The following is a 26,321-nucleotide window of genomic DNA, read 5'->3' on the forward strand; positions in this document are numbered from 1 at the left end:
ATAATAGATGATCTGTGTTTAATGTGTGATGGTTTGAGTTGTGGTGAAGAAAAAAACATCGAAAACGAAGCAACGTATTTTAGATACAAGTCTAATGCTCTTTAATGAACAAAGTGAACGAGCAGTGACAACGAACCATATTGCAGCTGCATTGCAAATGAGTCCGGGCAATTTATATTACCACTATAATAATAAGCAAGAGATTATTAAAGCATTGACAGAGCAGTATCAACAACAAACATTGGCGATGCTGGCATTACCTATGGATCGTACAGTAACTGCAAATGATAAAATTACCTATTTTAAAGCATTGAGTGAACATTTATGGGCGTACCGTTTTTTACATAGAGATGTTTATGATTTGGTCGAAAAGGATCAACATTTTAATCAAGAATATGCACAATTTGCAGCTCAGGTCATGCAAAGAGTACAGATTTTATATCAAGCATTTATTCATGCAGGATTAATGAAAATGTCAGCCACAGAAATGGAGGCATTAATTATTAATATTTGGATTATTTTAACCAATTGGACAAATTTTTTGTTTATGTCGGGGCATTTAAATGGTAATAACCATGCTCAAGACAAATGGTCATTATTTGCTTTGCGTCAATTGGTTTTATTGGAATCTCCTTATTTAATTGGTGAGAGTCGGCAGACCTATGAACGCCTATTGGCATCTATGGAAAATGCCAATCTGTTTGCTGAGGTGACTCGATCCACATGAAAACACTATGCTTGCGAAAATCACATGCGTATAATCAGTGCAATTTTAAATTGCAGAAGTGATATATAACCCCATGAATACGACCACTACAAATACAGCCCGTTTATTGATTACGTGTGAAGACAAGGCAGGTATTGTTCAGGCTGTATCTAGCTTTTTATATCACCAAGGGGCAAACATTACCGCATTAGATCAATATGCGACGGAAGCACAAGGCGGCCGCTACTTTATGCGTGTTGAGTTTGAGTTAGAGCATTTACAAACACGAAAAGAGAGTTTGGTTCAAACATTTGAAGTCAATGTTGCAGGTCGTTATCAAATGCAATGGCGTTTAGCGTCTGTAAGCGATCTTAAAAAAGTGGGTATTTTAGTTTCACGTGTAGATCATGCTTTACTAGAGTTATTATGGCGCCATGCGCGTGGCTTACTACCATGTGAAATAACACATGTCGTTTCAAATCATGAAACATTAAAGGTTGCTGTAGAGCAGTTTGGTATTCCTTTTACAGTTGTGCCGGTTACTAAAGAAAATAAAGCAGAAGCTGAAGCAGAAATTCATCAAATTATGCAAGGGAATGATCTCTTGATATTGGCTCGTTATATGCAAATACTCAGTGCAGATTTTGTAGAAAAATGGCCAATGAAAGTTATTAATATCCATCATTCATTTTTACCTGCATTTGTAGGGGCTAACCCGTACAAACAAGCATATGAAAAAGGCGTGAAGCTCATAGGTGCAACAGCGCACTATGTTACGGCAGATTTAGATCAAGGCCCGATTATTGAGCAAGATGTTGAACGAGTGAGTCATGAATATAGTGTAGAACAACTGCGTGATTTGGGTCAGGATGTCGAGCGTAACGTCCTTGCACGCGCAGTGAAAAGTCATCTAGAAGATCGGATTATCGTAGATGGTCATAAAACAGTTGTATTTTAAGAGTTGTTTTTAATAAATAAAATACCTACATCCATTTAATTATACAGGATGTAGGTATGTTTTTATGTGTCTAAATCATGCTCTGATACTTCGGCGATCTCAGATACATCAAGGTCTTGTATTGTTTGCTCTAGTGTAAAGTTTAAGCGTCCTGCCATCACAGAAGCCAGTTCTTCAAGTCCTTGTTTATTTAATGATGAGAAGAGTTGAATGGAAAAATCCAGTTTCATTTTCTTTAAATGATCTTTAACCTCTAGCAGGACTTTATTTGCAGGGCCACGATTGAGTTTATCTGCTTTGGTCAGCAAGATATGTACAAACAAGTGCCGTGAATATGCCCACTCTAGCATCATCAAGTCAAAGTGTTGCAAAGGGTGGCGTATGTCCATGAGTAATACTAAGCCTTGCAAGCTTTGACGTTCAATTAAATAGTGTTCTAACTCTTTTTGCCAAACTTTTTTCATTTCTTCAGGTACAGCAGCGTAGCCATATCCTGGCAAATCAACAAGGCGTTGATCAGGGTTACCTAGACTAAAAAAGTTCAGCATTTGTGTTCGGCCTGGCTTTTTAGAGGCACGAGCAAGCTGTCGTTGGTTGGTGAGAGCATTAATCGCACTCGATTTGCCTGCATTTGAACGACCCGCAAATGCAATTTCATACCCTGTATCTTCTACACATAAACTCAGTTTAGGTGCGCTCATTAAAAAAGTTGCTTTGCGGAGCCAATTCAAGCTTTGGGTTGCATATACGGTTAATGCAGGGTCAGCCTTTTTTTCGTAACTAATTTTTTGCTTAGGTGCAAGTTTCGCTTTAGTGTCTTTAGATTTGGCATAACGATGCATACGTATTTCACAGCAAATAACAATTTAATCGCTAGTATAAACAAATAAACGATCTACTGCGAATATGATTGGCGATAACCTTTAAATTATTCACGTAAGTGATTGCTATGATCATGTAATGATTTACAGCATGTTGTCTGAGTTGGCTTTATTTTTGCAAATAAATTCTTAATGATTTATTTTTATTTATAAGAGAATAACAATGAAGCAAAATTTGAGAGTGCATTGCTTTCAACATACAGCCTGCGATAATTTAAATAGCTGTCGTGAGTTATTGCTTGCACATCGTGCACACATTACCACCACAGAGTTTTTTGCTTTACCTGCAGAGATTGCCTTAGATATAGATGCCCTACCACACATTCAAGATGTTGATTTATTGATTGTCATGGGAGGGAAAATTCATGCCGATGATGAGGTTAATTGCCCATGGTTGAAAATAGAAAAGCGTTGGATTAGGCGATATATTGCGTTAAAAAAACCTGTGTTAGGTCTATGTGTTGGTGGTCAAATTATTGCTAGTGCCTTAGGTGCACCTATATTAACAAACAACAATGCGACAATGAGCTGGAGTAGGGTACATAGTGTTGCCAATTTACCAAAAGATTATTTTCAAATGCCTCAAGAGATGCATGTGATGTCGTTAAATCAAGAAATATCTGCTTTACCTAAAGGTGCAATATCACTTGCTATCGGTGAAAATTTTCAAAATTCATGCTATCAAATTGGGCGAAATATTTTGGGGTTTCAATTTTCTTTGGAAATTACACCAGATGGTTTAATAGAATTTTTAAATGAAACAGAAACCATATTGGATATAGATCAATCGATTATACAGCTCAAAAATGTGCCTCAAGATTATTTTTTGCATAGCCATCGTGTTTTGGAACAAGCCATAGAGTATGTGTTGCAGTCGTAATGATTGGACGGCAAAAAACGCCCATCTAGGCTAAAAAAAATTTGCTTAATCTATAAACAGTCGTTATAATGAGCCACCTTCAAATTAGAAGGGCAGTTTCTTCGTTTAAAAACAAAAGCAACTGTATCGTTACAGTCGTGGCATCGATCACGACCTTAGTGATTTTCACTACCCTTGACACTTACCCTATAGGTGAGGTGCGTCATGGGTGATTCTTTACATATTTTGGCTTGGAGTTTACTGGTATGTCTAACCAGAGAATCCGTATCCGTCTTAAGTCTTTTGATCATCGTCTGATTGATCAATCTGCTCAAGAGATCGTAGAAACAGCAAAGCGTACTGGTGCACAAGTGTGTGGTCCAATCCCGATGCCTACTCGCATCGAACGCTTCAACGTTCTGACTTCACCGCACGTGAATAAAGATGCGCGTGATCAATACGAAATCCGCACCTACAAGCGCTTGATTGACATCGTTCAACCAACAGACAAAACTGTTGATGCATTGATGAAATTAGATCTTGCAGCTGGTGTTGATGTTCAGATCGCATTGGGATAAGGCTTGTCGGTTGATTAACTTAAGTTAATTAAGCCGTATTTTAAGAGGTTTACACACATGGCTATTGGTCTAGTCGGTCGTAAATGCGGTATGACCCGTATTTTTACAGAAGCCGGTGTTTCTGTGCCTGTTACAGTGATTGAAGTTGATGCGAACCGCATCACTCAAATCAAAACACTTGAAACTGATGGTTATCAAGCTGTTCAAGTAACAACAGGCGAACGTCGTGAGTCACGCGTAACAAAGGCTCAAAAAGGTCATTTTGCAAAAGCTGGTGTTGCAGCTGGTCGTTTAGTAAAAGAATTCCGTGTAACGGAAGCTGAGCTAGAAGGTCGTGAAGTTGGCGGAACAATCGGTGTTGATTTGTTTGCAGTTGGTCAAGTAATTGATGTCACTGGACAATCTAAAGGTAAAGGTTTTCAAGGTGGTGTGAAGCGTTGGAATTTCCGTACGCAAGATGCAACCCATGGTAACTCTTTGTCACATCGTGCTGTTGGTTCAACAGGTCAAAACCAAACACCTGGACGCGTATTTAAAGGCAAAAAAATGCCTGGTCACTTAGGTGATGCACGTGTAACAGTTCAAGGTCTTGAGGTTGTTTCAATTGACACAGAACGTTCGATTCTTGTTGTAAAAGGTGCAATTCCTGGCGCAACAGGTGGTGACGTGATTGTTTGTCCTACGATCAAGGCTTGAGGGGAAATAACGTGAATTTACAAACTGTTTCCGGTTCTGCTGTTGAGTTGTCTGAAGTTGCTTTCGGTCGTGAATTTAACGAAGCGCTTGTACACCAAGTTGTTACTGCTTATTTAGCAGGTGGTCGTCAAGGTTCTCGTGCTCAAAAATCACGTGGTGAAGTATCTGGCGGTGGTATTAAGCCATTCCGTCAAAAGGGTACTGGCCGTGCACGTGCAGGCTCAATTCGTAGCCCAATCTGGGTTGGTGGTGGTAAAACTTTTGCTGCTCGTCCACAAGATTGGTCTCAAAAAGTTAACCGCAAAATGTACCGCGGTGCAATGCAATGTATTCTTGCTGAACTTGTTCGTCAAGAACGTTTAGTCCTTGTTGAAGATGTGCAAGTTTCTGCACCTAAAACAAAAGAATTGCTTGCTAAGCTAAACGAACTTAATGCACCACGTGCATTAATCGTAACTGACGCTGTAGATGAGAACTTGTATCTTGCAGCACGCAACTTACCACATGTAGATGTAATCGACTCAGCGACAATTGATCCTGTAAGTTTAATTGCATTTGATAAAGTTGTGATGTCTGTAGCTGCTGCTAAGAAAATTGAGGTAGAACTCGGATGAATAACGAACGTATCTATCAAATCCTTCGTGGACCAGTATTCTCAGAAAAAGCACAGGTTTTAGGCGAAACAGCTGGCGTTCAAGTATTTAAAGTTGATGTAAACGCAACTAAACTTGAAGTTAAAAAAGCTGTCGAGCAACTATTTGGTGTTGAAGTTGTAAAAGTAAATACAACAATCACTAAAGGTAAAACAAAACGCTTTGGTAAAACATTAGGACGTCGTTCTGATGTTAAAAAAGCATACGTCACCCTGAAAGCTGGCCAAGATGTAGAAATGGCTGACTTGGGCGATACCGCTGAAACCACAGCGGAATAAGGACGAGAATTATGCCTATTCAAAAATGTAAGCCAACGTCTCCAGGACGTCGCTTTGTAGAAAAAGTGGTTCATGACCACCTATACAAAGGCCGCCCATTTGCTGCGTTGGTAGAAAGTAAGAAAAGAACAGGTGGCCGTAATAACAATGGTCATATTACCACTCGCCATGTTGGTGGTGGTCATAAACAAAACTATCGTATTGTTGACTTTAAACGCAACAAAGATGGTGTTCCTGCAACTGTAGAACGTATTGAGTACGATCCTAACCGTACAGCACATATTGCTTTATTGAAATATGCTGATGGTGAACGTCGTTACATCATTGCACCTAAAGGCGTACGTGCTGGTGATAAAGTACAATCTGGTAACGATGCTCCAATTCGTCCAGGTAACTGCTTACCACTTCGTAACATGCCAATCGGTTCAACGCTACACAATATTGAATTAAAAATCGGTAAAGGCGCGCAATTAGCACGTTCTGCTGGTACTTCAGTTCAATTATTGGGTCGTGACGGTTCTTATGCCATTCTTCGCCTTCGTTCAGGTGAAATGCGTAAAGTTCATGTTGAATGTCGTGCTGTAATCGGTGAAGTATCTAACCAAGAAAGTAACTTGCGTTCACTTGGTAAAGCTGGTGCTTCTCGTTGGCGTGGTGTTCGTCCTACCGTACGTGGTATGGCTATGAACCCAGTAGATCACCCACATGGTGGTGGTGAAGGGCGTAACAAGGGTATTCAACCTGTAAGCCCATGGGGTCAAAAAGCGAAAGGGTACAAAACACGTACCAACAAGCGTACGACTAAGATGATTATTCGCGACCGTCGCGTTAAGTAACAAGTAAAGGAATCTGACAAATGCCTCGTTCATTGAAAAAAGGCCCATTCGTCGATGCGCACTTGTTCGCTAAGATTGAAGTGGCTGTTGCAAGTAACTCACGCAAGCCGATCAAAACTTGGTCTCGTCGTTCGATGATCCTCCCGGATTTTGTTGGTTTAACAATTTCTGTTCACAATGGTCGTAACCATGTTCCAGTGATTATCTCTGAGCATATGGTTGGTCATAAACTCGGTGAATTCGCGCCAACTCGTACCTATCGTGGTCACGGTGTTGACAAGAAATCTAAACGTTAAGGGTGCTATGATGGAAGTTACTGCAAAATTACGCGGTGCCGCTATCTCGGCACAAAAAACACGTTTGGTTGCTGATCAAATTCGTGGTAAATCGGTTGCACGTGCACTTGATATCTTGAACTTCAGTAACAAAAAAGCTGCTGTTTTAGTAAAAAAAGCACTTGAATCTGCGATTGCAAATGCTGAACACAACAATAATTTAGATGTTGATGACTTGAAAGTGTCAACAATCTATGTTGATGAAGGTGTGAGCTTGAAGCGTATTATGCCACGTGCGAAAGGTCGTGCAGATCGCATTACTAAGCGTACTTGTCACATCACTGTTAAGGTAGGAGTTTGATATGGGTCAGAAGGTTCATCCAATCGGTATCCGCCTAGGTGTTGTGAAACGTCATAACGCTAATTGGTATGCGAGTCCGAAACAATATTCTGAGTATTTACTAAAAGATCTTCAAGTTCGTGAATTTTTAACGAAAAAATTGAAGAGCGCGATGGTAAGTAACATTCTTATCGAACGTCCAACGGGTGCTGCTAAAGTAACAATCAGCACAGCTCGTCCTGGTATCGTTATTGGTAAGAAAGGCGAAGACATTGAGAAATTACAGCGTGAGCTTACTGCAATTATGGGTATGCCTGCACAAGTAAGTATCAATGAAATTGAACGTCCAGACTTAGACGCAAAGTTAGTTGCTGAAGCGATTGCATCTCAGCTAGAAAAGCGTGTGATGTTCCGTCGTGCAATGAAACGTGCGGTACAAAACTCAATGCGTGCTGGTGCTAAAGGTATCAAAGTTGAGGTTTCTGGTCGTCTAGGTGGTGCAGAAATCGCACGTACTGAATGGTATCGTGAAGGTCGTGTACCTTTACATACACTTCGCGCAGACATTGACTATGCATCTGTACGTGCTGAAACAACTTACGGTACGATTGGCGTTAAAGTATGGGTTTTCCGTGGTGAAATTTTAGGTGGCATGAAACAAGTCATGAACCCTGCACCACAAGAAGAACGCCCAGCGAAACGTGGTCGCGGTCGTGAAGGTCAAGAGCGTCGTGGTCGTCGCAATGATCGTTCTGCTGCTAAGGGAGAATAAGTCATGTTGCAACCTAAACGTACAAAATTTCGTAAAGTGCAAAAAGGCCGTAACACAGGTCTTGCACATCGCGGTAGTACTGTATCTTTTGGTACAATTGCGCTGAAATCAGTTGAACGTGGTCGTATGACTGCGCGTCAAATTGAAGCAGCACGTCGTACTATTAGCCGTCGCGTTAAACGTGGTGGTAAAATCTTCATTCGTGTATTTCCTGACAAACCAATTACTCAAAAGCCTCTAGAAGTGCGTATGGGTAAAGGTAAAGGTAGTGTGGAATACTGGGTTTGTGAAATCAAACCAGGTAAGATTCTTTACGAGATGGAAGGTGTAAACGAAGAATTAGCACGTGAAGCATTTGCTTTGGCTGCAGCTAAACTTCCGTTTAAAACTGCTATCGTGAATCGGACGGTAATGTAATGAAAACTAAAGATCTACGTGAAAAATCGGTAGAAGAGTTGAAAGCTGTGCTTGATGAAACTCAGCTAAACCAATTCCGTCTTCGTATGGCTAAGGCGACTGGTCAATTGGGTAAAACGCACGAAGTGCAAGTTGCTCGTAAAACAGTTGCTCGTATTAAGACACTCCTTACCGAAAAAGAGGGGAACGGACAATGAATGAAAAAACAGTCCGCACGTTGACTGGTAAAGTCGTAAGCGACAAAATGGAAAAATCTATTGTTGTGCTTATTGAACGCCAAGTTCAACACCCGTTGTATGGCAAATCAATCCGCCGTTCAACAAAATTACACGCTCATGATGAGAACAATGTTGCTAAAATTGGCGATACTGTGACCATTAAAGAAAGCCGCCCAGTATCTAAAACTAAAGCTTGGGCTTTAGTGGAAGTTGTTGAAGCAGCTGCTGAGTAATTAGACGTTCTTGTTGCATCATCGGGTAATTTCGAGTACGCTATGCGTCTTTCGAAATTGTGACCGGTGATGCTCGGTTTTGGAGTAGGGCAATGATTCAAACCGAAACGATGCTTGACGTAGCAGACAACAGTGGTGCACGCCGCGTACAGTGTATTAAAGTACTGGGTGGTTCACACCGTCGTTATGCTTCAGTTGGCGATATTATTAAAGTTACTGTAAAAGAAGCAATCCCACGTGGCCGTGTTAAAAAAGGCGATGTGATGAATGCAGTTGTTGTGCGTACAAAATTTGGTACTCGTCGTCCAGATGGTTCTGTGATCCGTTTTGATGATAATGCTGCAGTTTTGTTAAACACTAACAAGGCACCGATTGCGACTCGTATCTTTGGACCAGTGACTCGTGAACTTCGTACTGAACAGTTTATGAAAATTATTTCATTAGCTCCAGAAGTTCTATAAAGAGGCGATCATGGCTAAAATCAGAAAAGGCGATCAAATTATTGTGATCGCAGGTAAAGAGAAAGGCAAACAAGGTACAGTTTTGTCTGTTTCAGATGACCGTATTAAGGTTGAAGGCCTTAATTTGGTAAAGAAGCATCAAAAGCCGAATAGAGCAACAGGCGCCGAAGGCGGTATTGTTACTCAAGAAGCTGCGCTTCATATTTCTAATGTGGCAATTTTAAATGCTACAACCCAAAAAGCTGACCGTATTGGTTACCAGTTTGATGAAAATGGCACAAAAAACCGTGTTTATAAATCAAATGGTGAATCAGTGGCGGTAGCAAAGTAATAGGTTGAAAAAGGCAATGGCCAGACTTAAAACACGTTACAACGAAGAGCTCAAGGCAAAGTTAAAAGAAGAACTTGGTCTAGCAAACGTAATGCAAATTCCACGCATTACAAAAATTACACTAAACATGGGTGTTGGTGCTGCAGCAGCTGATAAGAAATTATTAGATGGTGCACTTTCTGATATGCAACTTATTGCTGGTCAGAAACCTGTGCTTACACTTGCTCGTAAATCAATCGCTGGTTTTAAAATCCGTGATGGTTGGCCAATCGGATGTAAAGTTACATTACGTGGCGAGCAAATGTATGAGTTCTTAGACCGTTTGATCTCTATTGCAATCCCTCGTATCCGTGACTTCCGTGGTTTTTCTTCTAAATCATTTGATGGTCGTGGTAACTACTCAATGGGCTTGAAAGAGCAAATCGTTTTCCCTGAAATCGATTTTGACAAGATTGATCGTATTCGTGGTATGGATATTACCATTACTACGACTGCTCGCACCGATGACGAAGGCCGTGCGCTTATGCGTACATTCGGCTTCCCGTTCAAATAAGAGGTCGATATGGCTAAGAAAGGTATGATTAATCGCGAATTAAAACGCGAAAAAACTGTTGCTAAATTTGCTGCAAAACGTGCTGAATTAAAAGCTGTTATTGCAAATGTAAATGCAAGCGATGAAGAACGTTTCGAAGCAATGCTAAAATTACAAGCATTGCCACGTAATGCATCTCCAGTTCGTTTGCGCAACCGTTGTGGTTTGACAGGCCGTCCACATGGCTACTTCCGTAAGTTCGGTTTAAGCCGTAACAAATTACGTGATACAGTAATGCAAGGTGATGTGCCTGGCGTTGTGAAAGCTAGCTGGTAAGGGGCGACTATAATGAGTATGCAAGATACCGTTGCCGACATGCTAACACGTGTTCGTAACGCACAAATGGCAAAAAAACAAACAGTTTCTATGCCAAGCTCTAATCTAAAAGTTGCAATTGCAAACGTTTTAGAGCAAGAAGGTTATGTTTCAAACGTAGAAGTTGCTGATAATGAAGGCAAACCTACTTTGACTATTACTTTAAAGTATTTTGAAGGCAAACCAGTTATCGAAACTGTGAAACGCATAAGCCGTCCAGGTTTACGTCAGTATCGCGGTAAAGATAAACTTCCAAGCGTTAAGCAAGGATTAGGTATTGCAATTGTTTCTACAAGCAAAGGCATCATGACTGATCGCGCTGCACGTGCTGCAGGTATCGGTGGTGAAGTTATTGCTTTTGTTTCTTAATAGGTGATTCCTCATGTCTCGTGTGGCTAAAGCCCCAGTAACTGTACCAAATGGTGTAGCAGTTACTCAGAACGGCCGGCAGGTCGAAGTGAAAGGCACGAAAGGTACATTGTCTTTCAACCTGCATGCGCTGGTCGAGCTAAAACAGGAAGAAGGTAAACTTCAACTTGCTCCAGTTAAAAACTCACAAGATGCTTGGATGCAAGCTGGTACTGCTCGCGCTGTATTAAATAATCTTGTTAAAGGTGTAAACGAAGGTTTTGAACGTAAACTCCAACTTGTTGGTGTTGGTTACAAAGCTGCGGTAAAAGGAAATGTAGTAAACCTAAACTTAGGTTTCTCACATCCGATCGATTACACACTACCTGAAGGCGTAACAGCAGAAACTCCAACTGCAACTGAAATTTTGTTGAAATCAGCAAACAAACAGTTGTTAGGTCAAGTAGCTGCAAACATTCGTGCTTATCGTTCTCCTGAACCGTATAAAGGTAAAGGTGTTCGTTATTCGGATGAAGTTATTCTTCGTAAAGAAGCTAAGAAGAAATAGGGCGCGAGGTTCTTATGAACGAAAAGAAACAATCCCGTTTGCGTCGTGCAAAAAGCACACGCTTGCACATTCGTGCATTGGGTGCGACTCGTTTGTGCGTCAACCGCACGCCGCGTCACATCTATGCTCAAATCATTTCTGCAGATGGTGGCAAAGTATTAGCGCAAGCTTCTACTTTAGATGCATCATTGCGTAGCGATGGCACTGGTAACGTTGCAGCAGCAACTAAAGTGGGTGCATTAATCGCAGAACGTGCAAAAGCAGCTGGTGTAACTAAAGTTGCATTTGATCGTTCTGGTTTCAAATATCATGGTCGTATTAAAGCTTTAGCTGATGCTGCCCGTGAAGCTGGCTTGGAGTTCTAATCATGGCGAAAGTTGAACAAAACGAAGGTCTCGTTGAGAAACTGGTTGCCGTTGATCGTGTAGCCAAGGTTGTAAAAGGTGGTCGTATTTTCTCTTTCACAGCATTGACTGTAGTTGGAGATGGTAATGGTCGCGTGGGTTTTGGCCGTGGTAAAGCACGTGAAGTTCCAGCTGCTATTTCTAAAGCACTTGAAGCTGCTCGTCGCAACATGATTACTGTTGATCTAAGTGGAACCACATTACAACACCCTGTAAACGCTCGTCATGGTGCAAGCCGTGTATACATGCAACCAGCATCAGAAGGTACTGGTGTAATTGCAGGTGGTGCGATGCGTGCGGTTTTAGAGGCAGCAGGTGTGCAAAACGTACTTGCTAAATGTTATGGTTCTACAAATGCTGCAAACGTAGTAAATGCAACTTTTAATGGTTTGCGTGATATGACTTCTCCTGAGAAAGTCGCTGCGAAACGTGGTAAAACAGTAGAAGAAATTCAAGGGTAATAGATCATGAAAACGATTAAAGTTACCCAGACTAAATCTTCATCGCACCGTTTGAAAAATCATAAACTGTGCCTACAAGGTTTAGGTCTGCGTCGCATCGGTCATACTGTAGAAGTGCAAGATACACCTTCTAACCGTGGTATGATCAATAAAGTCTACTATATGGTTAGTGTAGAGGGGTAAGGCTATGACTCTGCGTTTAAATGAACTATCACCTGCAGAAGGTGCAAAACGTGAACACCGTCGTCTTGGCCGTGGTATCGGTTCTGGTGTCGGAAAAACTGGTGGTCGTGGTGTTAAAGGGCAAAAATCACGTAAAAGCGGTGGCGTTCGTCCCGGCTTTGAAGGTGGTCAAACAGCACTTTATCGTCGTTTGCCTAAGTTTGGTTTCACAAGTCAGTTGGCATTAAAAACTGCTGAAGTACGTGTTTCTGAATTAAATAAAGTGGAAGGCGATATTGTTAGTCTTGAAACTTTAAAAGCTGCAAACGTTGTGCGTCGTGACCAAATACGTGCTCGTATTGTACTTTCAGGCGAAGTAACTCGTGCATTCACTGTTAAAGGTGTTGTATTGACTAAAGGCGCTAAAGTTGCAATTGAAGCTGCTGGCGGTAAAGTCGAGGAGTAATACGAGTGTCTATGTCTCCTAGTTCTTCAAGTCATGTTCACATGATGAAAGGTCAACCTTTCCACGTAAAATACCGTGAAATTATACGTCGCATGGTGTTTTTAATCTGTGCATTATTGGTGTTTAGACTAGGATCGCATATTCCCGTACCAGGCATAAATAATGCGGCACTAGAGCATTTATTTAATGCAAACCAAGGGACAATTCTTGGTTTGTTTAACATGTTCTCTGGTGGCGCATTGCAGCGCATGTCCATTCTAGCTTTGGGAATTATGCCTTACATTTCTGCATCAATTATTGTGCAATTAATGTCTACTGTAATTCCTTCACTCGAGGCTTTGAAAAAAGAAGGTGAGCAAGGCAAACGTAAAATTAATCAATATACCCGCCAAGGTACGTTGGTTTTAGCGATTGTTCAAGCAACTGGAATGTGTGCAGGATTAATTTCTCAAGGTATTACGCTGAGTTCAGGATTAGGTTTTTATATTCCTGCAGTAACATCCTTAATAGCTGGCACCATGTTTTTAATGTGGCTTGGAGAGCAAATTACCGAACGTGGTATTGGTAATGGGATCTCGATGATTATATTTGCAGGTATTGTGGCAGGACTTCCTACACTTGCTTTGCAATCATTTTCAGCTGTAGAAAATGGTCAAACAACAGTAATAGGGTTAGTGGTGCTTGCATTACTGGCGCTTGCGGTTTTAGTTGCTATTGTATTTATAGAAAAAGCACAACGTCGAATTACTGTTAACTATGCACAAAAACAACAAGGGCGTCGAATATTTACTGCGCAACAAACACATTTACCATTGAAAATTAATATGGCCGGTGTGATTCCAGCAATCTTTGCAAGTTCACTTTTATTGTTTCCAGCAAGTCTTGGGCAATGGGTGGGTAGTACAGATCCAAATGCTGGTTTTATTAAGCGTGGTTTACAAGATTTGGCACTTGTATTGTCGCCTGGACATGCATTGTATTTAATACTTTTTGCTGTGCTGATTATATTCTTCTGTTATTTCTATACGGCACTTGTATTTAGTCCCAAAGAAGTGTCAGAGAATTTGAAGCGTAGCGGAGCATATGTGCCTGGTATACGCCCAGGAGAGCAAACAGCTCGTTACTTAGACCATATTCTCAATCGTTTGACATTTATTGGTGCAATCTATATTACATTCATCTGTCTAATGCCAATGATACTGCAAAGTGCATTTAGCATGACAATGAACGTTGGTGGTACATCGTTGTTAATTGTTGTCGTTGTTGTTATGGATTTTATGGCACAATTACAATCACATTTAACATCGCATCAATATGATAATCAAACATTGATGAAAAAAACGACAGCTCATCCTAAAGGATAAGCGCACTTAGAGGTTTTCATCATGAAAGTACAAGCTTCTGTAAAGAAAATTTGTGGTAGCTGTAAAGTTATCCGTCGTAATGGGGTTATTCGCGTGATTTGTAACGCAGAACCTCGTCATAAACAGCGTCAAGGTTAATAAAATAACTTAGACTGTTGATTTCAGTAGGTGAATTGAGTTAATATCCGCTCCTTAAGAATTTAATGGGCGGTTAGTTAACTTAACTGCCTTTTTGGAGAAAGTGAATGGCTCGTATTGCCGGTGTAAACATTCCGGATAACAAGCATGCTGTTATCTCCCTCACTTACATTTTTGGTGTAGGTCGTCACACTGCAAAGAATATCCTTGCAGCTGCTGGCATTGGCTTTACTACAAAAGTACGTGAGTTGGACGATGCTCAGCTTGATGCGATTCGTGCAGAAGTTGCTAAGGTTCCAACCGAAGGTGACTTGCGTCGCGAAATTTCCATGAACATTAAACGTTTAATGGATTTAGGTTGCTATCGTGGCCTTCGTCATCGTCGTAGCTTGCCTGTCCGCGGTCAACGCACAAAAACTAACGCACGTACCCGCAAAGGTCCGCGCAAACCGATTAAAAAGTAAGATTTTCTGGAAGCTAAAAGATGGCTAAAGATACTCGCGCACGCAAGAAGGTCACACGTACCGTCTCTGAAGGTGTTGCACACATTCACGCTTCTTTTAATAACACCATTGTAACGATTACCGATCGTCAAGGTAATGCATTGGCTTGGGCTACCTCTGGTGGACAAGGCTTCCGTGGTTCACGTAAATCAACACCATTTGCTGCTCAGGTAGCTGCTGAAGTTGCTGGTAAAGCAGCTTTAGATTATGGTTTGAAAAACTTGGAAGTCCTTGTAAAAGGTCCAGGTCCAGGTCGTGAATCCGCGGTTCGTGCATTAGGAGCAGTGGGTTATAAGATTAGCAGTATTACCGATGTGACACCAATTCCTCACAACGGTTGTCGTCCACCTAAAAAACGTCGCGTCTAAGGAGAAACATTCATGGCTCGTTATATTGGTCCAAAATGCAAACTCTCTCGTCGTGAAGGGACAGACCTGCAACTTAAATCTGGCGTTAAACCATTTGACGTCAAAACTAAAAAACATGCTAAAGCACCTGGTCAACATGGCCAGTCACGTGCGAAGCAATCAGAGTACTCACTACAATTACGTGAAAAACAAAAAGTACGTCGTATGTACGGTGTTTTAGAACGTCAGTTTAGTAACTACTATAAAGAAGCTGCTCGTGTTAAAGGCGCAACAGGCGAAAACTTATTACAGTTGCTTGAAAGCCGTCTAGATAACGTTGTTTATCGCATGGGTTTTGGTTCTACACGTGCAGAAGCTCGTCAATTAGTAAGTCATCGCTCTATTACTTTAAATGGTCGTCGTGTAAACATTGCGTCTATTCAAGTAAAAGCTGGTGATGTAATTGCCGTTCATGAAGGTGCTAAACAACAACTACGTATTAAAAGCGCAGTTGAATTAGCGACTCAACGTGGTATTCCGACTTGGGTTGAAGTTGATCACTCTAAGTTTGAAGGTACGTTTAAAGCTGCACCAGATCGTTCTGATCTACCTGCTGAAATCAATGAAAGCTTGATTGTAGAATTGTATTCTAAATAATCCTTGAGGTAGCAATAATGACGCGTACTGCAAACGAGTTCCTTACTCCGCAAGCAATCAAGGTCGAAGCGGCAAGCGGGACCTCGGCAAAAGTGATTCTTGAACCATTAGAGCGTGGCTTTGGTCATACTCTTGGTAATGCTTTACGTCGCATCCTATTGTCTTCTTTACCTGGCGCTGCTGTGGTGGAAGTTGAAATAGAAGGCGTCGAGCACGAGTACAGTACTTTAGAGGGCTTGCAGCAGGACATCGTCGAGCTCTTGCTGAACCTTAAAGGATTGTCGATTAAGCTGTTCGATCAAAATGAAGCATATTTAACATTAGAAAAACAAGGTTCAGGCGATGTTACAGCTGCAGATCTTCGTTTACCTCATAATGTTGAATTGGTTAACCCTGAGCATGTGATCGGTACTTTGAGTGCATCTGGTTCATTAAAAATGCGCCTTAAAGTTGCTCAAGGTCGTGGTTATGAAACTTCTGACTCACGCTTTCCTGAAGGCGAAACTCGCCCAGTAGGACGTTTACAGTTAGATGCAAGCTATAGCCCAATCAAACGTATTTCTTACACTGTTGAAAATGCACGTGTAGAACAACGTACAGACCTTGATAAATTGATCATTGATCTTGAAACAAATGGTACTGTTGATCCTGAAGAAGCAATTCGTAAGGCAGCAACAATACTGCAACAGCAAATTGCAATATTTGTGGACTTGCAGAAAGATCAAACACCAGTTGCTCAAGAGCCTCGCGAAGAAGTTGATCCGATCTTGCTTCGTCCAGTAGATGATCTAGAGCTTACTGTTCGTTCTGCGAATTGTTTAAAAGCAGAAAATATTTATTACATTGGTGATCTTGTTCAGCGTACTGAAGTTGAGTTGTTAAAAACTCCTAACTTAGGTAAGAAATCGTTGACTGAGATTAAAGATGTGTTGGCATCGAAAGGTTTACAACTAGGTATGCGTCTAGAGAACTGGCCACCAGCTAGTCTTCGTATGGACGACCGTTTTGCCTATCGTAGCCGTTAATTAAGTAGGACTATCACCATGCGTCATCGTAATAGTGGTGTGAAATTAGGCCGTACAAGCAGCCACCGTAAGGCGTTGTTTCAAAATTTAGCAAATGCTCTTGTTGAGCACGAGTTAATTAAAACGACTTTACCGAAGGCGAAAGAGCTTCGTCGTGTTGCTGAGCCTTTAATCACTTTAGCTAAAAACGATACAGTAGCAAACCGTCGTATTGCGTTTGCTCGTACTCGTAATGCAGCAACTGTTGGTAAGTTATTTACCGTTCTAGGCCCTCGTTATAAAGAACGTAACGGCGGTTATCTACGCGTGCTTAAAGCAGGCTTTCGTGCTGGAGATGCAGCACCGATGGCTTATGTTGAGCTTGTAGATCGTGAAGTAAATACTTCAGCAGAATAAATTGCTCAAGTAATCATAAAAAAGGTCAGATTTCTCTGGCCTTTTTTATTGAATATCATAATGTTAGTTCTTGCTTTAATACTCAAAAAAGAGATTTATAGTCAAACAATCAAGAATATAAAACAATATAAGAATGAGTTATTCAAAATATTTTAGACGAAAAGTTATAGAAGCTTAGGGATGGATATTTGATACGAGTAGTATGGTATCTACAAAATTTGAGATTGATAAAAATACAATTTTGAGTTAAAAAAACTCGCTCACGAAAAACTTTTAAAATTGACGATGGTGCATTACGTGTAGATGTTGAAAAATATCCTTTTGCGCAACAGTGCTGCTCATATCAATATGAGTTGCTGTATGCTTTTCCTGCTCAGTCACATCTACTAGTTATACATTATTAAGACCTTTAAGAATCACATTGAAAAAAGACCTTGCACCATCTCATAAGCAAAAGAATTCCTTAAATCAACATTCACCAAAGTTTTAAATCAGCTTCAATAAAAACATTCCATTGTTTATCTTGATGAAAATGAGTTTAAATCACAGGATGATCGACCTGATGGTTACTCTTCCAAAGTAGCACTATGTTGGCTTATTTGATTGCAGACTTAATTCAGATGTATTTCATTTCTGAGTAGAGTATTTTCTTATTCCTTAATGACCGACCCAGTGTCATTGTGATGGATAACGCGACCTTTCACAAACGAGCAAACACAAAATAGCCATGGGCATCAGATTTTATGGTTATCACTTTATATAGCCCTGATTTTAATGACATTCAATGGACATGGATGAAGAAAAAAGAAGGCAGGAGGATTGTATTAAGCAATTATTTCAGATGTTTTTTCATGTTTGTATGAATAATTAAAGTGTTTAATTATAATTCACTTATTCACTTATTCACTTATTCACTTATTCACTTATTCACTTATTCACTTATTCACTTATTCACTTATTCACTTATTCACTTATTCACTTATTCACTTATTCACTTATTCACTTATTCACTTATTCACTTATTCACTTATTCACTTATTCACTTATTCACTTTCTTATTTAAATAACAAAAAAATTATATTTATAGTCAAACCATCTAACTCTTTACATAGTTATAGTTACTAATATCAAATTTTTTTGGCAATGTTGTTTGGTTTTCATGTATGTTCTTCAATATTTTGGGTGTACGTAATTTATTCAATTTTATTTTCATAATAATTTAAATAGCTAAAATAGGACAACGTTAACCAGACATCCATTTTAGTAAAATAGGTAAAAGGTAATTTGTTGCTAGATTTTAAAAAAGAGAGGATTTTGGCTTCTCGTATGTATATATTCATTGATAATATGAATCATGATAGAAAATATGGAATAACGATGATTAATTTACAACAAAGAAAAACAATTTATAGAGCGAGACGAGGGTTAAAAGAATTAGATATTTATTTTGACCCGTATGTTAAGCAGTATTATTTAACGGCTTCACTAAATGAACAACAATTATTTGAACAACTTATAGAATATGAAGACCCAGACTTATTAGATTGGTTTATGAATGACGAAAAAATACCATCAGATGAAATGAAAATATTAATTCAAAAGTTAAAGATGTATGTACATGCGTGATCTATATTTTCGTATTCATGAAAGCCGTTTAAAGTATTGGATACAGTTTATATTTATTTCTTTTATTATGTTGGTGATGTATCAATCAATTGAATTTATTTATGTTGTTTTCTGTGGATGTTTTTTTGCTGTAACGTTATATGTTTTTCTCAAAAAAAGTCAAAGGTTGTTGACGTTTGCAGTATTAGATCATGATGTATGGACATTTGATTATGAAGGTCAAATAAAAACTCAGGTAGTACATGCTATATTGGATCATCAATTATATTTTATTATTTGTTTTAACAAGGGAGTTCATTGGTCGACCCAAATTATTTGGAAAGACCAATTTACATATGAGGATTATAAAAAAATGAAAATACTTGCTCGTTTATATCGTCATTCTTTAGTGTCAAAGAATTAACGCTTAGGTTTAAACTGAATTACACCGATGTCATCTGCGGTATTGAGTACAGGCATTGGGTGTTTAGGACGCACGTCTTTATAGTTACACGAAATACATTCGATGTGTTCATGTCCTAAATGATTTGTGAGCATCACTATACGGTCCAAAGCCTGACATTTGGGGCAAATTGCACCTGCAATAAATCTTTTTTTCATATAACTATGCTCACAAAGAGATTAATTTAAGAGGTTGATACGGTTTCAGTCCAACCTTGATGTCGTAATAACGCATCTATTTGAGGTTCACGGCCTCTAAACTGAATAAAAGCGTCCAAAGCTTCATTTTTACCACCAACAGCGAGTATTGCTGATCTAAACTCTTGCCCAGTATTTTGATTGAATAGACCTTCTTGCTCAAAGCGTTCAAAAGCATCGCTTGCAAGTACTTCAGCCCACTTGTATGAGTAGTAACCTGCTGCGTAACCACCTGCAAAAATATGATTAAAGCTATGCTGGAAGCGATTATATGATACCGTTGGTAATACTGAAATGTTAGAACGCAAATCATCTAGAGTATGTTGTACTTCTTGTGCAGTGAGTGCTTTATTTTGCATATGAATACTAAGGTCAAATAATGCAAATTCAATTTGACGTAACGTTTGCATACCTGATTGGAAAAAACGTGCGTTGAGTAAAGCATCGAGTAAATGTTGAGGAAGTGTTTCTTGTGTACTGACATGCCCTGTAAGCTGATCAAGAGAAGTTTTATCCCATGTCCAAAACTCCATAAACTGGCTTGGAAGTTCGACAGCATCCCATGCAACACCATTGGTGCCTGCAACACCGATATTATCGACTTCAGTGAGCATATGATGTAATCCATGCCCAAACTCATGGAATAAGGTGGTGACTTCATCATGTGTAATAAGTGCAGGTTGGTTTGCAACAGGTGGTGTGAAGTTACATACCATATAGCAAATAGGTTTTTGTAGTCCATTTGCGGTCTGCATTCTGGAAAAAACCCCATTCATCCATGCACCACCTCGTTTACCTTGACGCGCGTATAAATCGAAATAAAAGCCTGCAATGACTTGTCCATGATCTTGAATTTCAAAATATTGGACATCTTTATGCCATACAGGCGCTTTGCGTTCTACAATCTCTAATTTGTACAGTTGCTTAATAATACTGAACAAACCTTGAACGACTTTTGGTGCAGGGAAGTAAGGTTTTAATTCCTCTTGTGATAAATCGAATTGTTGTTGTTTTAATTTTTCTGAATAATAAGTGACATCCCATGGTTGAATTTCTGTAATGCCATCTTTTGCAGCAATATTTTTAAGAGCTTCGATTTCTTGAGCAGCAGGTTTTTTGGCATGCTCTGCAAGATTAATTAAAAAATCATATACAGTTTTGACATTTGGAGCCATTTTTGCTGCAATTGAAAATTCTGCATAATGATTAAAACCTAATAATTCAGATTTTTCTTGGCGTAATTTTAAAATTTCTTCAATCGTTGATGTGTTGTCTAGTGTTGGATCTGTACCTTGATCTGATGCTTTAGTACAGTATGCTTTGTAGAGCTCTTCTCGTAATTTACGATTCTCAGCATAGGTCATAATTGCAATATAGGATGGAAATTCAAGAGTAGCGACTGCTTGTTCAAGTTGATGCTGTTGGCCATATTGTTTCAGTAATTCCACTGCACTGTCTGGTAATCCACTTAATTCGGCATCTGCTAATGGCTTAATATAAGCCTGTGTTGCATCAAGTACATGATTAGAAAAATCAGATGAAAGTTGAGACAAACGCGCTGAAATTTCTGCAAAGCGTTTTTTCTTTTCCCCTTCTAGTGCAACACCAGAACGTTTAAAATTATCTAAAGAAAGTTTAATTGCACTTTTTTGAGCATCGGAGAGTTGTTTAAATGCTTCGCTTTCAAACAAGGTTTGGTATGTTTGATATAACACTGTATGTTGGCCAATTTGAGTTAAAAATTGACTAAGTTGTGGCAATATATGCTGATAAGCTTCACGTGTTTCTGTATTACTCATGACGCTATTGAGATGTGAAAGTACTCCCCATGTTGCATCGAGCTGATTAGATAAATCATCTAAGGTATTAATGACATGAAGCTGTTCTTGAACACTGCTAGGATCATCTTGTAGCTCATCTAGAAATGATTGTCCTTGAAGAATAACGCTTTCAATGCTTTGTTTGAGTTGAGCGATACTGAGATTAGAAAAATCAGATACTGGCAAAGTCGCTGTGGAGAGGGTCATAAGATAATTGCCTAATTGAGTGTATATTTATAGATTTAGGTCTTATTTAGCGTAAAATCAAGGGCTATTTACGTTTTATCAAAGATATTCTTGTGCTTGGTTATGCTTTATACATATTGTAAAAATAATAAACACATCACGCCAAGTGAGTCTTTGGCGTGATGTTTAGCACTATGCCTTATTCCTGTTTTGTTTTTGCATTAGCTTTTTTCTTCTTTTTTATTTTCTTCTTTTTTTCTTTGCTTGCTGATTTTTTAGGATCTGCCGTTTTTTTATTATAGCTACTGGTTTTTTTCGGGTTACGTTTTTTCTTTTTTTCAGTATCTTGTGTTGGAGAGGCTTTTACATGATTTTGCTCAGTGACTTTGTTGGGACTTGAATGAGTGGTGATTTGAGGCACTTGTTGTGTACGAGGGGCACGTTCACGAACAACACGTCCAGCATGTGTTAGTTGTTTGATCAATTGAAAATCAATTTTACGTTCTTCTAAATTCACATTTGCAATTTGAATTTTAACTTCATCACCTAAACCAAAAACCTGACCACGATTTTGTCCAATTAAAGTTTGACTTGATACATCATATACAAAGAAATCATCACCAAGTTGGCTAATGTGAATCATACCATCTACATATTGATCTTTCAGCGTCACGAATAATCCAAACTCAGTCACTGTTGTAATATGACCAATAAACTCATCACCTAAATGTTGTTGCATATAGTGACATTTGAGCCAAGACGTTACGCTACGAGATGCTTCATCTGCACGACGTTCAGTTTGTGAAAAATGTTCACCTGCATCATCGAGGGATTGACCTGAAATTGGCGATGGTTTTTGACTTAATTTGGCTTTGATAGCACGGTGTAGCAGTAAGTCTGGGTAGCGTCGAATAGGTGATGTAAAGTGAGTGTAGGCATCATACGCTAGTCCGAAGTGGCCTGCGTTTTTAGCACCGTAATAGGCTTGCATCATCGAGCGTAATAAAACGGAATGAATGGTTTGTGCATCAACACGGTCTTTGGTTGCTTCAATAATGGCTTGATAATCTACCTGTGTTGGTTGCTCTGGGAAATGGAAACCAAGTAGTTTAACAAAATCGCGAACTTTTTGAGTGCGAGAAAATTCAGGTGGCTCATGTACACGATATAGCATATCTACATCATTGTTTAATGCATATTCAGCTGCAGCAACATTGGCCAACAACATACATTCTTCAATTAATTTATGTGCTACATTTCGAGATCTTGGTAAAATTTCTTTAATTCCACCGAGTTCATCAAAAGTCATATACGTTTCTGTTGTTTCAAACTCCATTGCATGTCGCTGGCTACGCAAGTTTTTTAACACTTGATAGAGTTGAAATAGCGTATTAAGGGATTTATGAATAGTTTTATCTTGAGGGACGGCTTGAGTATCCCCTTCAAAAAACTGCCCGACTTGTGTATATGTTAGGCGCGCTTTTGAGTGCATTACACTTGGGTAAAATTGATAACCTGTCACTCGACCTAAACGGGACAATGTTAAGTCACAGACCATGCATAAACGGTCTACATGTGGGTTGAGTGAACACAGTCCGTTAGAGAGTGCTTCAGGGAGCATAGGAAGTACGTAGTGAGGGAAGTAAACCGAAGTACCACGGTCTTGTGCTTCGTCATCTAATGGTTTTCCTAGACGCACATAATGGCTGACATCGGCAATGGCAACCACGACACGGTATCCACCCCCAGGGCGTTTTTCTGCATAAACGGCATCATCAAAATCTCTAGCATCTTCTCCATCAATCGTGACCAGTGGTAAGTCTCTTAAGTCGATGCGATCAGCCCGATCTTTAGCGGTCGGTTCTTTAAAACGTTCAGCTTCAGCCACCACTTCATCTGGAAACTCGTAAGGTAATCCGAATTCTAAAATGGTTTGTGGAATAATAATTTCAGTATCTGCTTTATCTGCCATAGATTGTACAACATGGCCTGTAGCAAATGTGTCACGAGTTGGGTAATCATCTATTGCTATTCTTACTGAGTCACCCAGTTTAATTTTGGCATGTTCAACCAATTCTTTTTCAATGGTAATTGGTTGGTGTTGGTTTGGCATTGGCGGTTGAATGAAATATTCACCTTCATGCTGAGATAGCTTGCCAATCAGTTGTTTTACACGGCGCTGTTTAATCTCTTCGATGTGTCCCCATGTTTTACCTTTGCGATCTACAGAGGTTTTACGTACTCCGATCTGATCGCCGTTAAAAACTAATCTAAGCTCACGTTCGGCAAGCTGTAAATTATCTTCACCCGTAATTTGCGCCATACCAAAACCTTTACTGTTGATGTAAACGGTCGCTTCTTGTATGGGCTGAGCGGGTAGTATAAAAAATTTAATGCCTTCTTTTGCCAGTTGTCCATCACGGATCATGGCATTTAATCGATGTCCAAGGGCTTCGATACTTTTTTGATCTTGTATTTGAAAGTGATCGACTAACTCTGCATGTGATTGTGGGGTATTGGTGTGTTGAATCGTATCTAAAATAAGTGTGCGACTTGGAATCGGGTTGTCATAGCGTTCTGATTCTGATTTTGCTTCGGGGTCTACCCAGTTTTTATCCATAGTGTAACTTCTTATCTGTACATAAATAATAGTCTTACTTTAGCATAAGTCATACATGGGTACACAGCACATCACGGATTGCATCACTTATTTACAGATATGGCATGGCAATGTTTTGAATAGATTAAAGTACAACAGGTTATTTATTCACAAGATATGTAGGTAAAAAAACATAGAATTGTCTATAAAAAGAACAAATTAGCTAAAATTGTTTAAAAATTAATTAATCAATACATTATTTTGAAAATAATTGCGTTCATTACTTGCGTAAGGGGCATGAAGTTTGTATTATGGCGTCTCGTTACGGTGAGATGGGTGAGTGGCTGAAACCACATCCCTGCTAAGGATGCATACGGGTAACTGTATCGAGGGTTCGAATCCCTCTCTCACCGCCACGATTTAATGCGCTCATAGCTCAGCTGGATAGAGCACTTGGCTACGAACTAAGGGGTCGGGAGTTCGAATCTCTCTGAGCGCACCAAATTAAATCGAATAAAAGTAACGAAAGCCAATATGGCAATTGATGCGCTCATAGCTCAGCTGGATAGAGCACTTGGCTACGAACTAAGGGGTCGGGAGTTCGAATCTCTCTGAGCGCACCACATTAAAATTACCGCTAATCATAGCGGTTTTTTTACACCTGTATTTTTTGTTGTCTAATTTGTATACGATACTAGGTCAGATGTACGATGTATGATATGTTTTGATCATGTTTGTATGAAAAAACAGCGAACGCACTGAAATATAGAAAAAATGTTATATAATGTATAAAAACCCCGTATAATACGCAACATTGAAAAACGATGCGCTCATAGCTCAGCTGGATAGAGCACTTGGCTACGAACTAAGGGGTCGGGAGTTCGAATCTCTCTGAGCGCACCACACTAAAATTACCGCTAATTATAGCGGTTTTTTTATGCTTAAATTTTTTTATGCATAAAACACATCATACAGTCATACTAAAAAAAACCACTTTATGCTCTAATAAGTTATATTTTTATGTACTGAATTTTAATTATGTCTGAAGCAAAAATTGCCCTCACGGTCAGCTATTTATTAAATTTAGAAGAATCTCAAGATGGTTTTAAACACATTACTTTGGGAAAAAAACAAATTACGCAATTTATTACCCCCCTGATTAGTGTTGGTTTAATTATTTGGGGATTTTACTTGGGTGTAAATAGTCTAGGTCGAGATTATGTGATTTTAGGCGCTATTTTTCTGTTGGTACAATCTTTGATACGTTATGTGCTGTTACCACAAATTTTTAAACGTCAATTTGTTAAATATCAACTGGGTAAAAGTCAGCAGACTGTAGAGTTGTCGCAAAATGTATTTAAAGTCACTAGCCAAACGCATGAAAGAAGCTATGCATACTCAGAAGTTAAACGTTTTGTGGAAGGTCGTTTAACCTATGTTGTTGAATTAAAAAATCGAGTCGTTATTATTATACCTAAACGAATTCTTACTGAACCACAGCACAAAACACTTTTAGAAAATACATTTAAACGTATTTAATCCAATACATGTGATGAGTTAAAAATAAATGAATATAAGACCTTCAAAGATTGTGTGTATTGGTCGAAGTTATGCAGCGCATGCTAAAGAACTTGGTAATGCGATTCCAACTCGACCTGTACTATTCATTAAGCCCCCTAGCAGTATGACAACGCTAGAAAAGGGCATTACTTGGAATCATGCGCTAGGTCAGTGTCATTATGAATGTGAGTTGAGTTTAAGGCTCGATCAAACATTAAGTGTGGTGACAGATCCGCAACAAGCATTGGCTGCTGTAGGTGCAGTCACATTAGGTTTAGATTTAACACTTAGAGATTTACAAACAGAACTTAAAGGTAAATCAGAGCCATGGGAGCGAGCAAAAGCATTTGATGGCTCTTGTGTACTGGCAGACTGGATTGATGTTTCGGACGTTGATTTAAACCATTTAACATATCAATTGTCTTTAAATGGTGAGGTTCGTCAACGAGGTGATACGTCATTGTTGCTTATTTCTATTGCAGAAATGTTATGTGATATGAGCCAAGCGTTTACTCTTGAAAAAGGAGATATTGTAATGACGGGTACACCTGCGGGCGTAGGGGCATTGCAACCTAAGGATATTTTGAATATGACATTGTTGACAAAAACAAAAGAAATCACTTGGCAGACACATGTGTATTAAATAAAGCCGT

The 26,321-nt window shown here is 39.4% G+C and carries 36 protein-coding genes, 4 tRNA genes and 2 pseudogenes; 38 read left to right on the forward strand and 4 right to left on the reverse strand.

Annotated elements, in window-relative coordinates; all coding sequences use genetic code 11:
* Positions 1–40 precede the first annotated feature (40 nt).
* Together I2F17_RS06735 and purU are read left to right on the forward strand one after the other, a co-directional pair.
* Positions 41–727 carry a TetR/AcrR family transcriptional regulator gene (locus I2F17_RS06735; protein WP_211139413.1) on the forward strand — a complete coding sequence of 229 codons (687 nt, stop codon included), beginning with the start codon at positions 41–43 and terminating at the stop codon, positions 725–727.
* Positions 728–800: 73 nt separating this feature from the next.
* The gene (gene purU, locus I2F17_RS06740) at positions 801–1,664 is read left to right on the forward strand and encodes a formyltetrahydrofolate deformylase (RefSeq protein ID WP_196423613.1); all 864 of its coding nucleotides are present in this window, start codon (positions 801–803) and stop codon (positions 1,662–1,664) included.
* 62 nt (positions 1,665–1,726) lie between these two features.
* On the opposite strand, the gene yihA is transcribed toward purU, so the two are convergent.
* Positions 1,727–2,506, reverse strand: coding sequence for a ribosome biogenesis GTP-binding protein YihA/YsxC (gene yihA, locus I2F17_RS06745; protein ID WP_211139414.1), 780 nt, complete (start codon positions 2,504–2,506; stop codon positions 1,727–1,729).
* A 202-nt stretch (positions 2,507–2,708) separates the two neighbouring features.
* Between yihA and I2F17_RS06750 the strand changes: the two genes are divergently transcribed.
* The 30 genes and pseudogenes from I2F17_RS06750 (at position 2,709) to I2F17_RS06895 (ending at position 18,864) form a co-directional block, all read left to right on the forward strand.
* Positions 2,709–3,425: a type 1 glutamine amidotransferase gene (locus tag I2F17_RS06750; RefSeq protein ID WP_211139415.1), complete on the forward strand. Its 717-nt coding sequence runs from the start codon at positions 2,709–2,711 to the stop codon at positions 3,423–3,425.
* Positions 3,426–3,670: 245 nt separating this feature from the next.
* Complete coding sequence (gene rpsJ, locus I2F17_RS06755) at positions 3,671–3,982, forward strand: 30S ribosomal protein S10 (protein WP_000070912.1); 312 nt, start codon at positions 3,671–3,673, stop codon at positions 3,980–3,982.
* 57 nt (positions 3,983–4,039) lie between these two features.
* A complete protein-coding gene (rplC, locus tag I2F17_RS06760; RefSeq protein ID WP_196423610.1) occupies positions 4,040–4,678 on the forward strand; it encodes a 50S ribosomal protein L3 in 639 nt (212 codons plus the stop codon).
* Between the two features lie 11 nt (positions 4,679–4,689).
* Positions 4,690–5,292 (forward strand): 50S ribosomal protein L4, encoded by a 603-nt coding sequence (gene rplD / locus I2F17_RS06765; protein ID WP_196423609.1) that lies wholly within the window; start codon positions 4,690–4,692, stop codon positions 5,290–5,292.
* Positions 5,289–5,609: a 50S ribosomal protein L23 gene (rplW, locus tag I2F17_RS06770; protein ID WP_196423608.1), complete on the forward strand. Its 321-nt coding sequence runs from the start codon at positions 5,289–5,291 to the stop codon at positions 5,607–5,609. Before rplD ends, rplW begins: the two co-directional genes overlap by 4 nt.
* A gap of 11 nt (positions 5,610–5,620) precedes the next feature.
* Positions 5,621–6,445 carry a 50S ribosomal protein L2 gene (rplB, locus tag I2F17_RS06775; protein ID WP_196423607.1) on the forward strand — a complete coding sequence of 275 codons (825 nt, stop codon included), beginning with the start codon at positions 5,621–5,623 and terminating at the stop codon, positions 6,443–6,445.
* A gap of 20 nt (positions 6,446–6,465) precedes the next feature.
* Positions 6,466–6,741 carry a 30S ribosomal protein S19 gene (rpsS, locus tag I2F17_RS06780; protein ID WP_195768983.1) on the forward strand — a complete coding sequence of 92 codons (276 nt, stop codon included), beginning with the start codon at positions 6,466–6,468 and terminating at the stop codon, positions 6,739–6,741.
* Positions 6,742–6,751: 10 nt separating this feature from the next.
* Positions 6,752–7,081 carry a 50S ribosomal protein L22 gene (gene rplV / locus I2F17_RS06785; RefSeq protein ID WP_195768984.1) on the forward strand — a complete coding sequence of 110 codons (330 nt, stop codon included), beginning with the start codon at positions 6,752–6,754 and terminating at the stop codon, positions 7,079–7,081.
* A gap of 1 nt (position 7,082) precedes the next feature.
* Positions 7,083–7,938, forward strand: a pseudogene (rpsC, locus tag I2F17_RS06790) (30S ribosomal protein S3).
* Positions 7,836–8,249 (forward strand): 50S ribosomal protein L16, encoded by a 414-nt coding sequence (gene rplP / locus I2F17_RS06795; RefSeq protein WP_195768986.1) that lies wholly within the window; start codon positions 7,836–7,838, stop codon positions 8,247–8,249. Before rpsC ends, rplP begins: the two are co-directional and overlap by 103 nt.
* Entirely contained in the window at positions 8,249–8,446 is a 198-nt protein-coding gene (gene rpmC, locus I2F17_RS06800; RefSeq protein ID WP_195768987.1) for a 50S ribosomal protein L29, read from the forward strand. The genes rplP and rpmC overlap by 1 nt, the downstream gene beginning before the upstream one ends.
* Complete coding sequence (gene rpsQ, locus I2F17_RS06805; RefSeq protein ID WP_092748482.1) at positions 8,443–8,700, forward strand: 30S ribosomal protein S17; 258 nt, start codon at positions 8,443–8,445, stop codon at positions 8,698–8,700. The genes rpmC and rpsQ overlap by 4 nt, the downstream gene beginning before the upstream one ends.
* Before the next feature lie 92 nt (positions 8,701–8,792).
* Positions 8,793–9,161 (forward strand): 50S ribosomal protein L14, encoded by a 369-nt coding sequence (gene rplN / locus I2F17_RS06810; RefSeq protein ID WP_195768989.1) that lies wholly within the window; start codon positions 8,793–8,795, stop codon positions 9,159–9,161.
* 10 nt (positions 9,162–9,171) lie between these two features.
* Complete coding sequence (rplX, locus tag I2F17_RS06815; RefSeq protein ID WP_196423606.1) at positions 9,172–9,492, forward strand: 50S ribosomal protein L24; 321 nt, start codon at positions 9,172–9,174, stop codon at positions 9,490–9,492.
* Positions 9,493–9,508: 16 nt separating this feature from the next.
* Positions 9,509–10,045, forward strand: coding sequence for a 50S ribosomal protein L5 (rplE, locus tag I2F17_RS06820; RefSeq protein WP_196423605.1), 537 nt, complete (start codon positions 9,509–9,511; stop codon positions 10,043–10,045).
* Between the two features lie 9 nt (positions 10,046–10,054).
* Positions 10,055–10,360: a 30S ribosomal protein S14 gene (gene rpsN, locus I2F17_RS06825; RefSeq protein ID WP_196423604.1), complete on the forward strand. Its 306-nt coding sequence runs from the start codon at positions 10,055–10,057 to the stop codon at positions 10,358–10,360.
* A 12-nt stretch (positions 10,361–10,372) separates the two neighbouring features.
* Complete coding sequence (gene rpsH / locus I2F17_RS06830) at positions 10,373–10,768, forward strand: 30S ribosomal protein S8 (RefSeq protein ID WP_196423603.1); 396 nt, start codon at positions 10,373–10,375, stop codon at positions 10,766–10,768.
* 13 nt (positions 10,769–10,781) lie between these two features.
* Positions 10,782–11,315 carry a 50S ribosomal protein L6 gene (rplF, locus tag I2F17_RS06835; RefSeq protein WP_196423602.1) on the forward strand — a complete coding sequence of 178 codons (534 nt, stop codon included), beginning with the start codon at positions 10,782–10,784 and terminating at the stop codon, positions 11,313–11,315.
* Positions 11,316–11,329: 14 nt separating this feature from the next.
* Complete coding sequence (rplR, locus tag I2F17_RS06840; protein ID WP_196423601.1) at positions 11,330–11,680, forward strand: 50S ribosomal protein L18; 351 nt, start codon at positions 11,330–11,332, stop codon at positions 11,678–11,680.
* A 2-nt stretch (positions 11,681–11,682) separates the two neighbouring features.
* Positions 11,683–12,180: a 30S ribosomal protein S5 gene (rpsE, locus tag I2F17_RS06845; protein WP_196423600.1), complete on the forward strand. Its 498-nt coding sequence runs from the start codon at positions 11,683–11,685 to the stop codon at positions 12,178–12,180.
* A 6-nt stretch (positions 12,181–12,186) separates the two neighbouring features.
* Positions 12,187–12,363, forward strand: coding sequence for a 50S ribosomal protein L30 (rpmD, locus tag I2F17_RS06850; RefSeq protein WP_196423599.1), 177 nt, complete (start codon positions 12,187–12,189; stop codon positions 12,361–12,363).
* Between the two features lie 4 nt (positions 12,364–12,367).
* Positions 12,368–12,808 (forward strand): 50S ribosomal protein L15, encoded by a 441-nt coding sequence (gene rplO, locus I2F17_RS06855; RefSeq protein ID WP_092748461.1) that lies wholly within the window; start codon positions 12,368–12,370, stop codon positions 12,806–12,808.
* A gap of 44 nt (positions 12,809–12,852) precedes the next feature.
* Positions 12,853–14,172 (forward strand): preprotein translocase subunit SecY, encoded by a 1,320-nt coding sequence (gene secY, locus I2F17_RS06860; RefSeq protein WP_211139428.1) that lies wholly within the window; start codon positions 12,853–12,855, stop codon positions 14,170–14,172.
* Between the two features lie 21 nt (positions 14,173–14,193).
* A complete protein-coding gene (gene rpmJ / locus I2F17_RS06865; RefSeq protein WP_017395330.1) occupies positions 14,194–14,310 on the forward strand; it encodes a 50S ribosomal protein L36 in 117 nt (38 codons plus the stop codon).
* Between the two features lie 107 nt (positions 14,311–14,417).
* Positions 14,418–14,774: a 30S ribosomal protein S13 gene (gene rpsM, locus I2F17_RS06870; protein ID WP_196423598.1), complete on the forward strand. Its 357-nt coding sequence runs from the start codon at positions 14,418–14,420 to the stop codon at positions 14,772–14,774.
* 20 nt (positions 14,775–14,794) lie between these two features.
* Positions 14,795–15,181, forward strand: a complete 387-nt coding sequence (gene rpsK / locus I2F17_RS06875) for a 30S ribosomal protein S11 (RefSeq protein ID WP_088823437.1) — start codon at positions 14,795–14,797, stop codon at positions 15,179–15,181.
* A 12-nt stretch (positions 15,182–15,193) separates the two neighbouring features.
* Entirely contained in the window at positions 15,194–15,817 is a 624-nt protein-coding gene (rpsD, locus tag I2F17_RS06880; protein ID WP_196423597.1) for a 30S ribosomal protein S4, read from the forward strand.
* A 17-nt stretch (positions 15,818–15,834) separates the two neighbouring features.
* Entirely contained in the window at positions 15,835–16,842 is a 1,008-nt protein-coding gene (locus I2F17_RS06885; protein ID WP_211139416.1) for a DNA-directed RNA polymerase subunit alpha, read from the forward strand.
* A gap of 18 nt (positions 16,843–16,860) precedes the next feature.
* A complete protein-coding gene (gene rplQ, locus I2F17_RS06890; RefSeq protein WP_195769001.1) occupies positions 16,861–17,238 on the forward strand; it encodes a 50S ribosomal protein L17 in 378 nt (125 codons plus the stop codon).
* Between the two features lie 1,377 nt (positions 17,239–18,615).
* Positions 18,616–18,864: an FAD assembly factor SdhE gene (locus tag I2F17_RS06895; RefSeq protein ID WP_211139417.1), complete on the forward strand. Its 249-nt coding sequence runs from the start codon at positions 18,616–18,618 to the stop codon at positions 18,862–18,864.
* A gap of 399 nt (positions 18,865–19,263) precedes the next feature.
* Here the strand turns inward: I2F17_RS06895 and I2F17_RS06900 are convergent, their stop codons facing one another.
* From I2F17_RS06900 to rnr, 3 genes and pseudogenes are all read right to left on the reverse strand, one after another.
* Entirely contained in the window at positions 19,264–19,464 is a 201-nt protein-coding gene (locus I2F17_RS06900; RefSeq protein WP_196423851.1) for a YheV family putative zinc ribbon protein, read from the reverse strand.
* Between the two features lie 26 nt (positions 19,465–19,490).
* Entirely contained in the window at positions 19,491–21,530 is a 2,040-nt protein-coding gene (locus I2F17_RS06905; RefSeq protein ID WP_211139418.1) for a M3 family metallopeptidase, read from the reverse strand.
* 402 nt (positions 21,531–21,932) lie between these two features.
* A pseudogene (rnr, locus tag I2F17_RS06910) lies at positions 21,933–24,129 on the reverse strand (ribonuclease R); the annotation flags it as partial.
* A 305-nt stretch (positions 24,130–24,434) separates the two neighbouring features.
* On the opposite strand from rnr, the gene I2F17_RS06915 reads away from it, so the two are divergent.
* The 6 genes from I2F17_RS06915 to I2F17_RS06940 all read left to right on the forward strand — a co-directional run bounded on the left by I2F17_RS06915 (position 24,435) and on the right by I2F17_RS06940 (position 26,311).
* Positions 24,435–24,524 (forward strand) — tRNA-Ser (locus tag I2F17_RS06915).
* Between the two features lie 9 nt (positions 24,525–24,533).
* A tRNA-Arg gene (locus I2F17_RS06920) sits at positions 24,534–24,610 on the forward strand.
* A gap of 44 nt (positions 24,611–24,654) precedes the next feature.
* Positions 24,655–24,731: transfer RNA gene (locus I2F17_RS06925), tRNA-Arg, on the forward strand.
* 203 nt (positions 24,732–24,934) lie between these two features.
* A tRNA-Arg gene (locus I2F17_RS06930) sits at positions 24,935–25,011 on the forward strand.
* Positions 25,012–25,146: 135 nt separating this feature from the next.
* Entirely contained in the window at positions 25,147–25,647 is a 501-nt protein-coding gene (locus I2F17_RS06935) for a YcxB family protein (protein ID WP_211139420.1), read from the forward strand.
* A 28-nt stretch (positions 25,648–25,675) separates the two neighbouring features.
* A complete protein-coding gene (locus I2F17_RS06940) occupies positions 25,676–26,311 on the forward strand; it encodes a fumarylacetoacetate hydrolase family protein (protein ID WP_211139421.1) in 636 nt (211 codons plus the stop codon).
* The last annotated feature ends 10 nt before the right edge of the window (positions 26,312–26,321 follow it).

This window comes from Acinetobacter baretiae, assembly GCF_015627105.1.
Lineage (GTDB): Bacteria > Pseudomonadota > Gammaproteobacteria > Pseudomonadales > Moraxellaceae > Acinetobacter > Acinetobacter baretiae.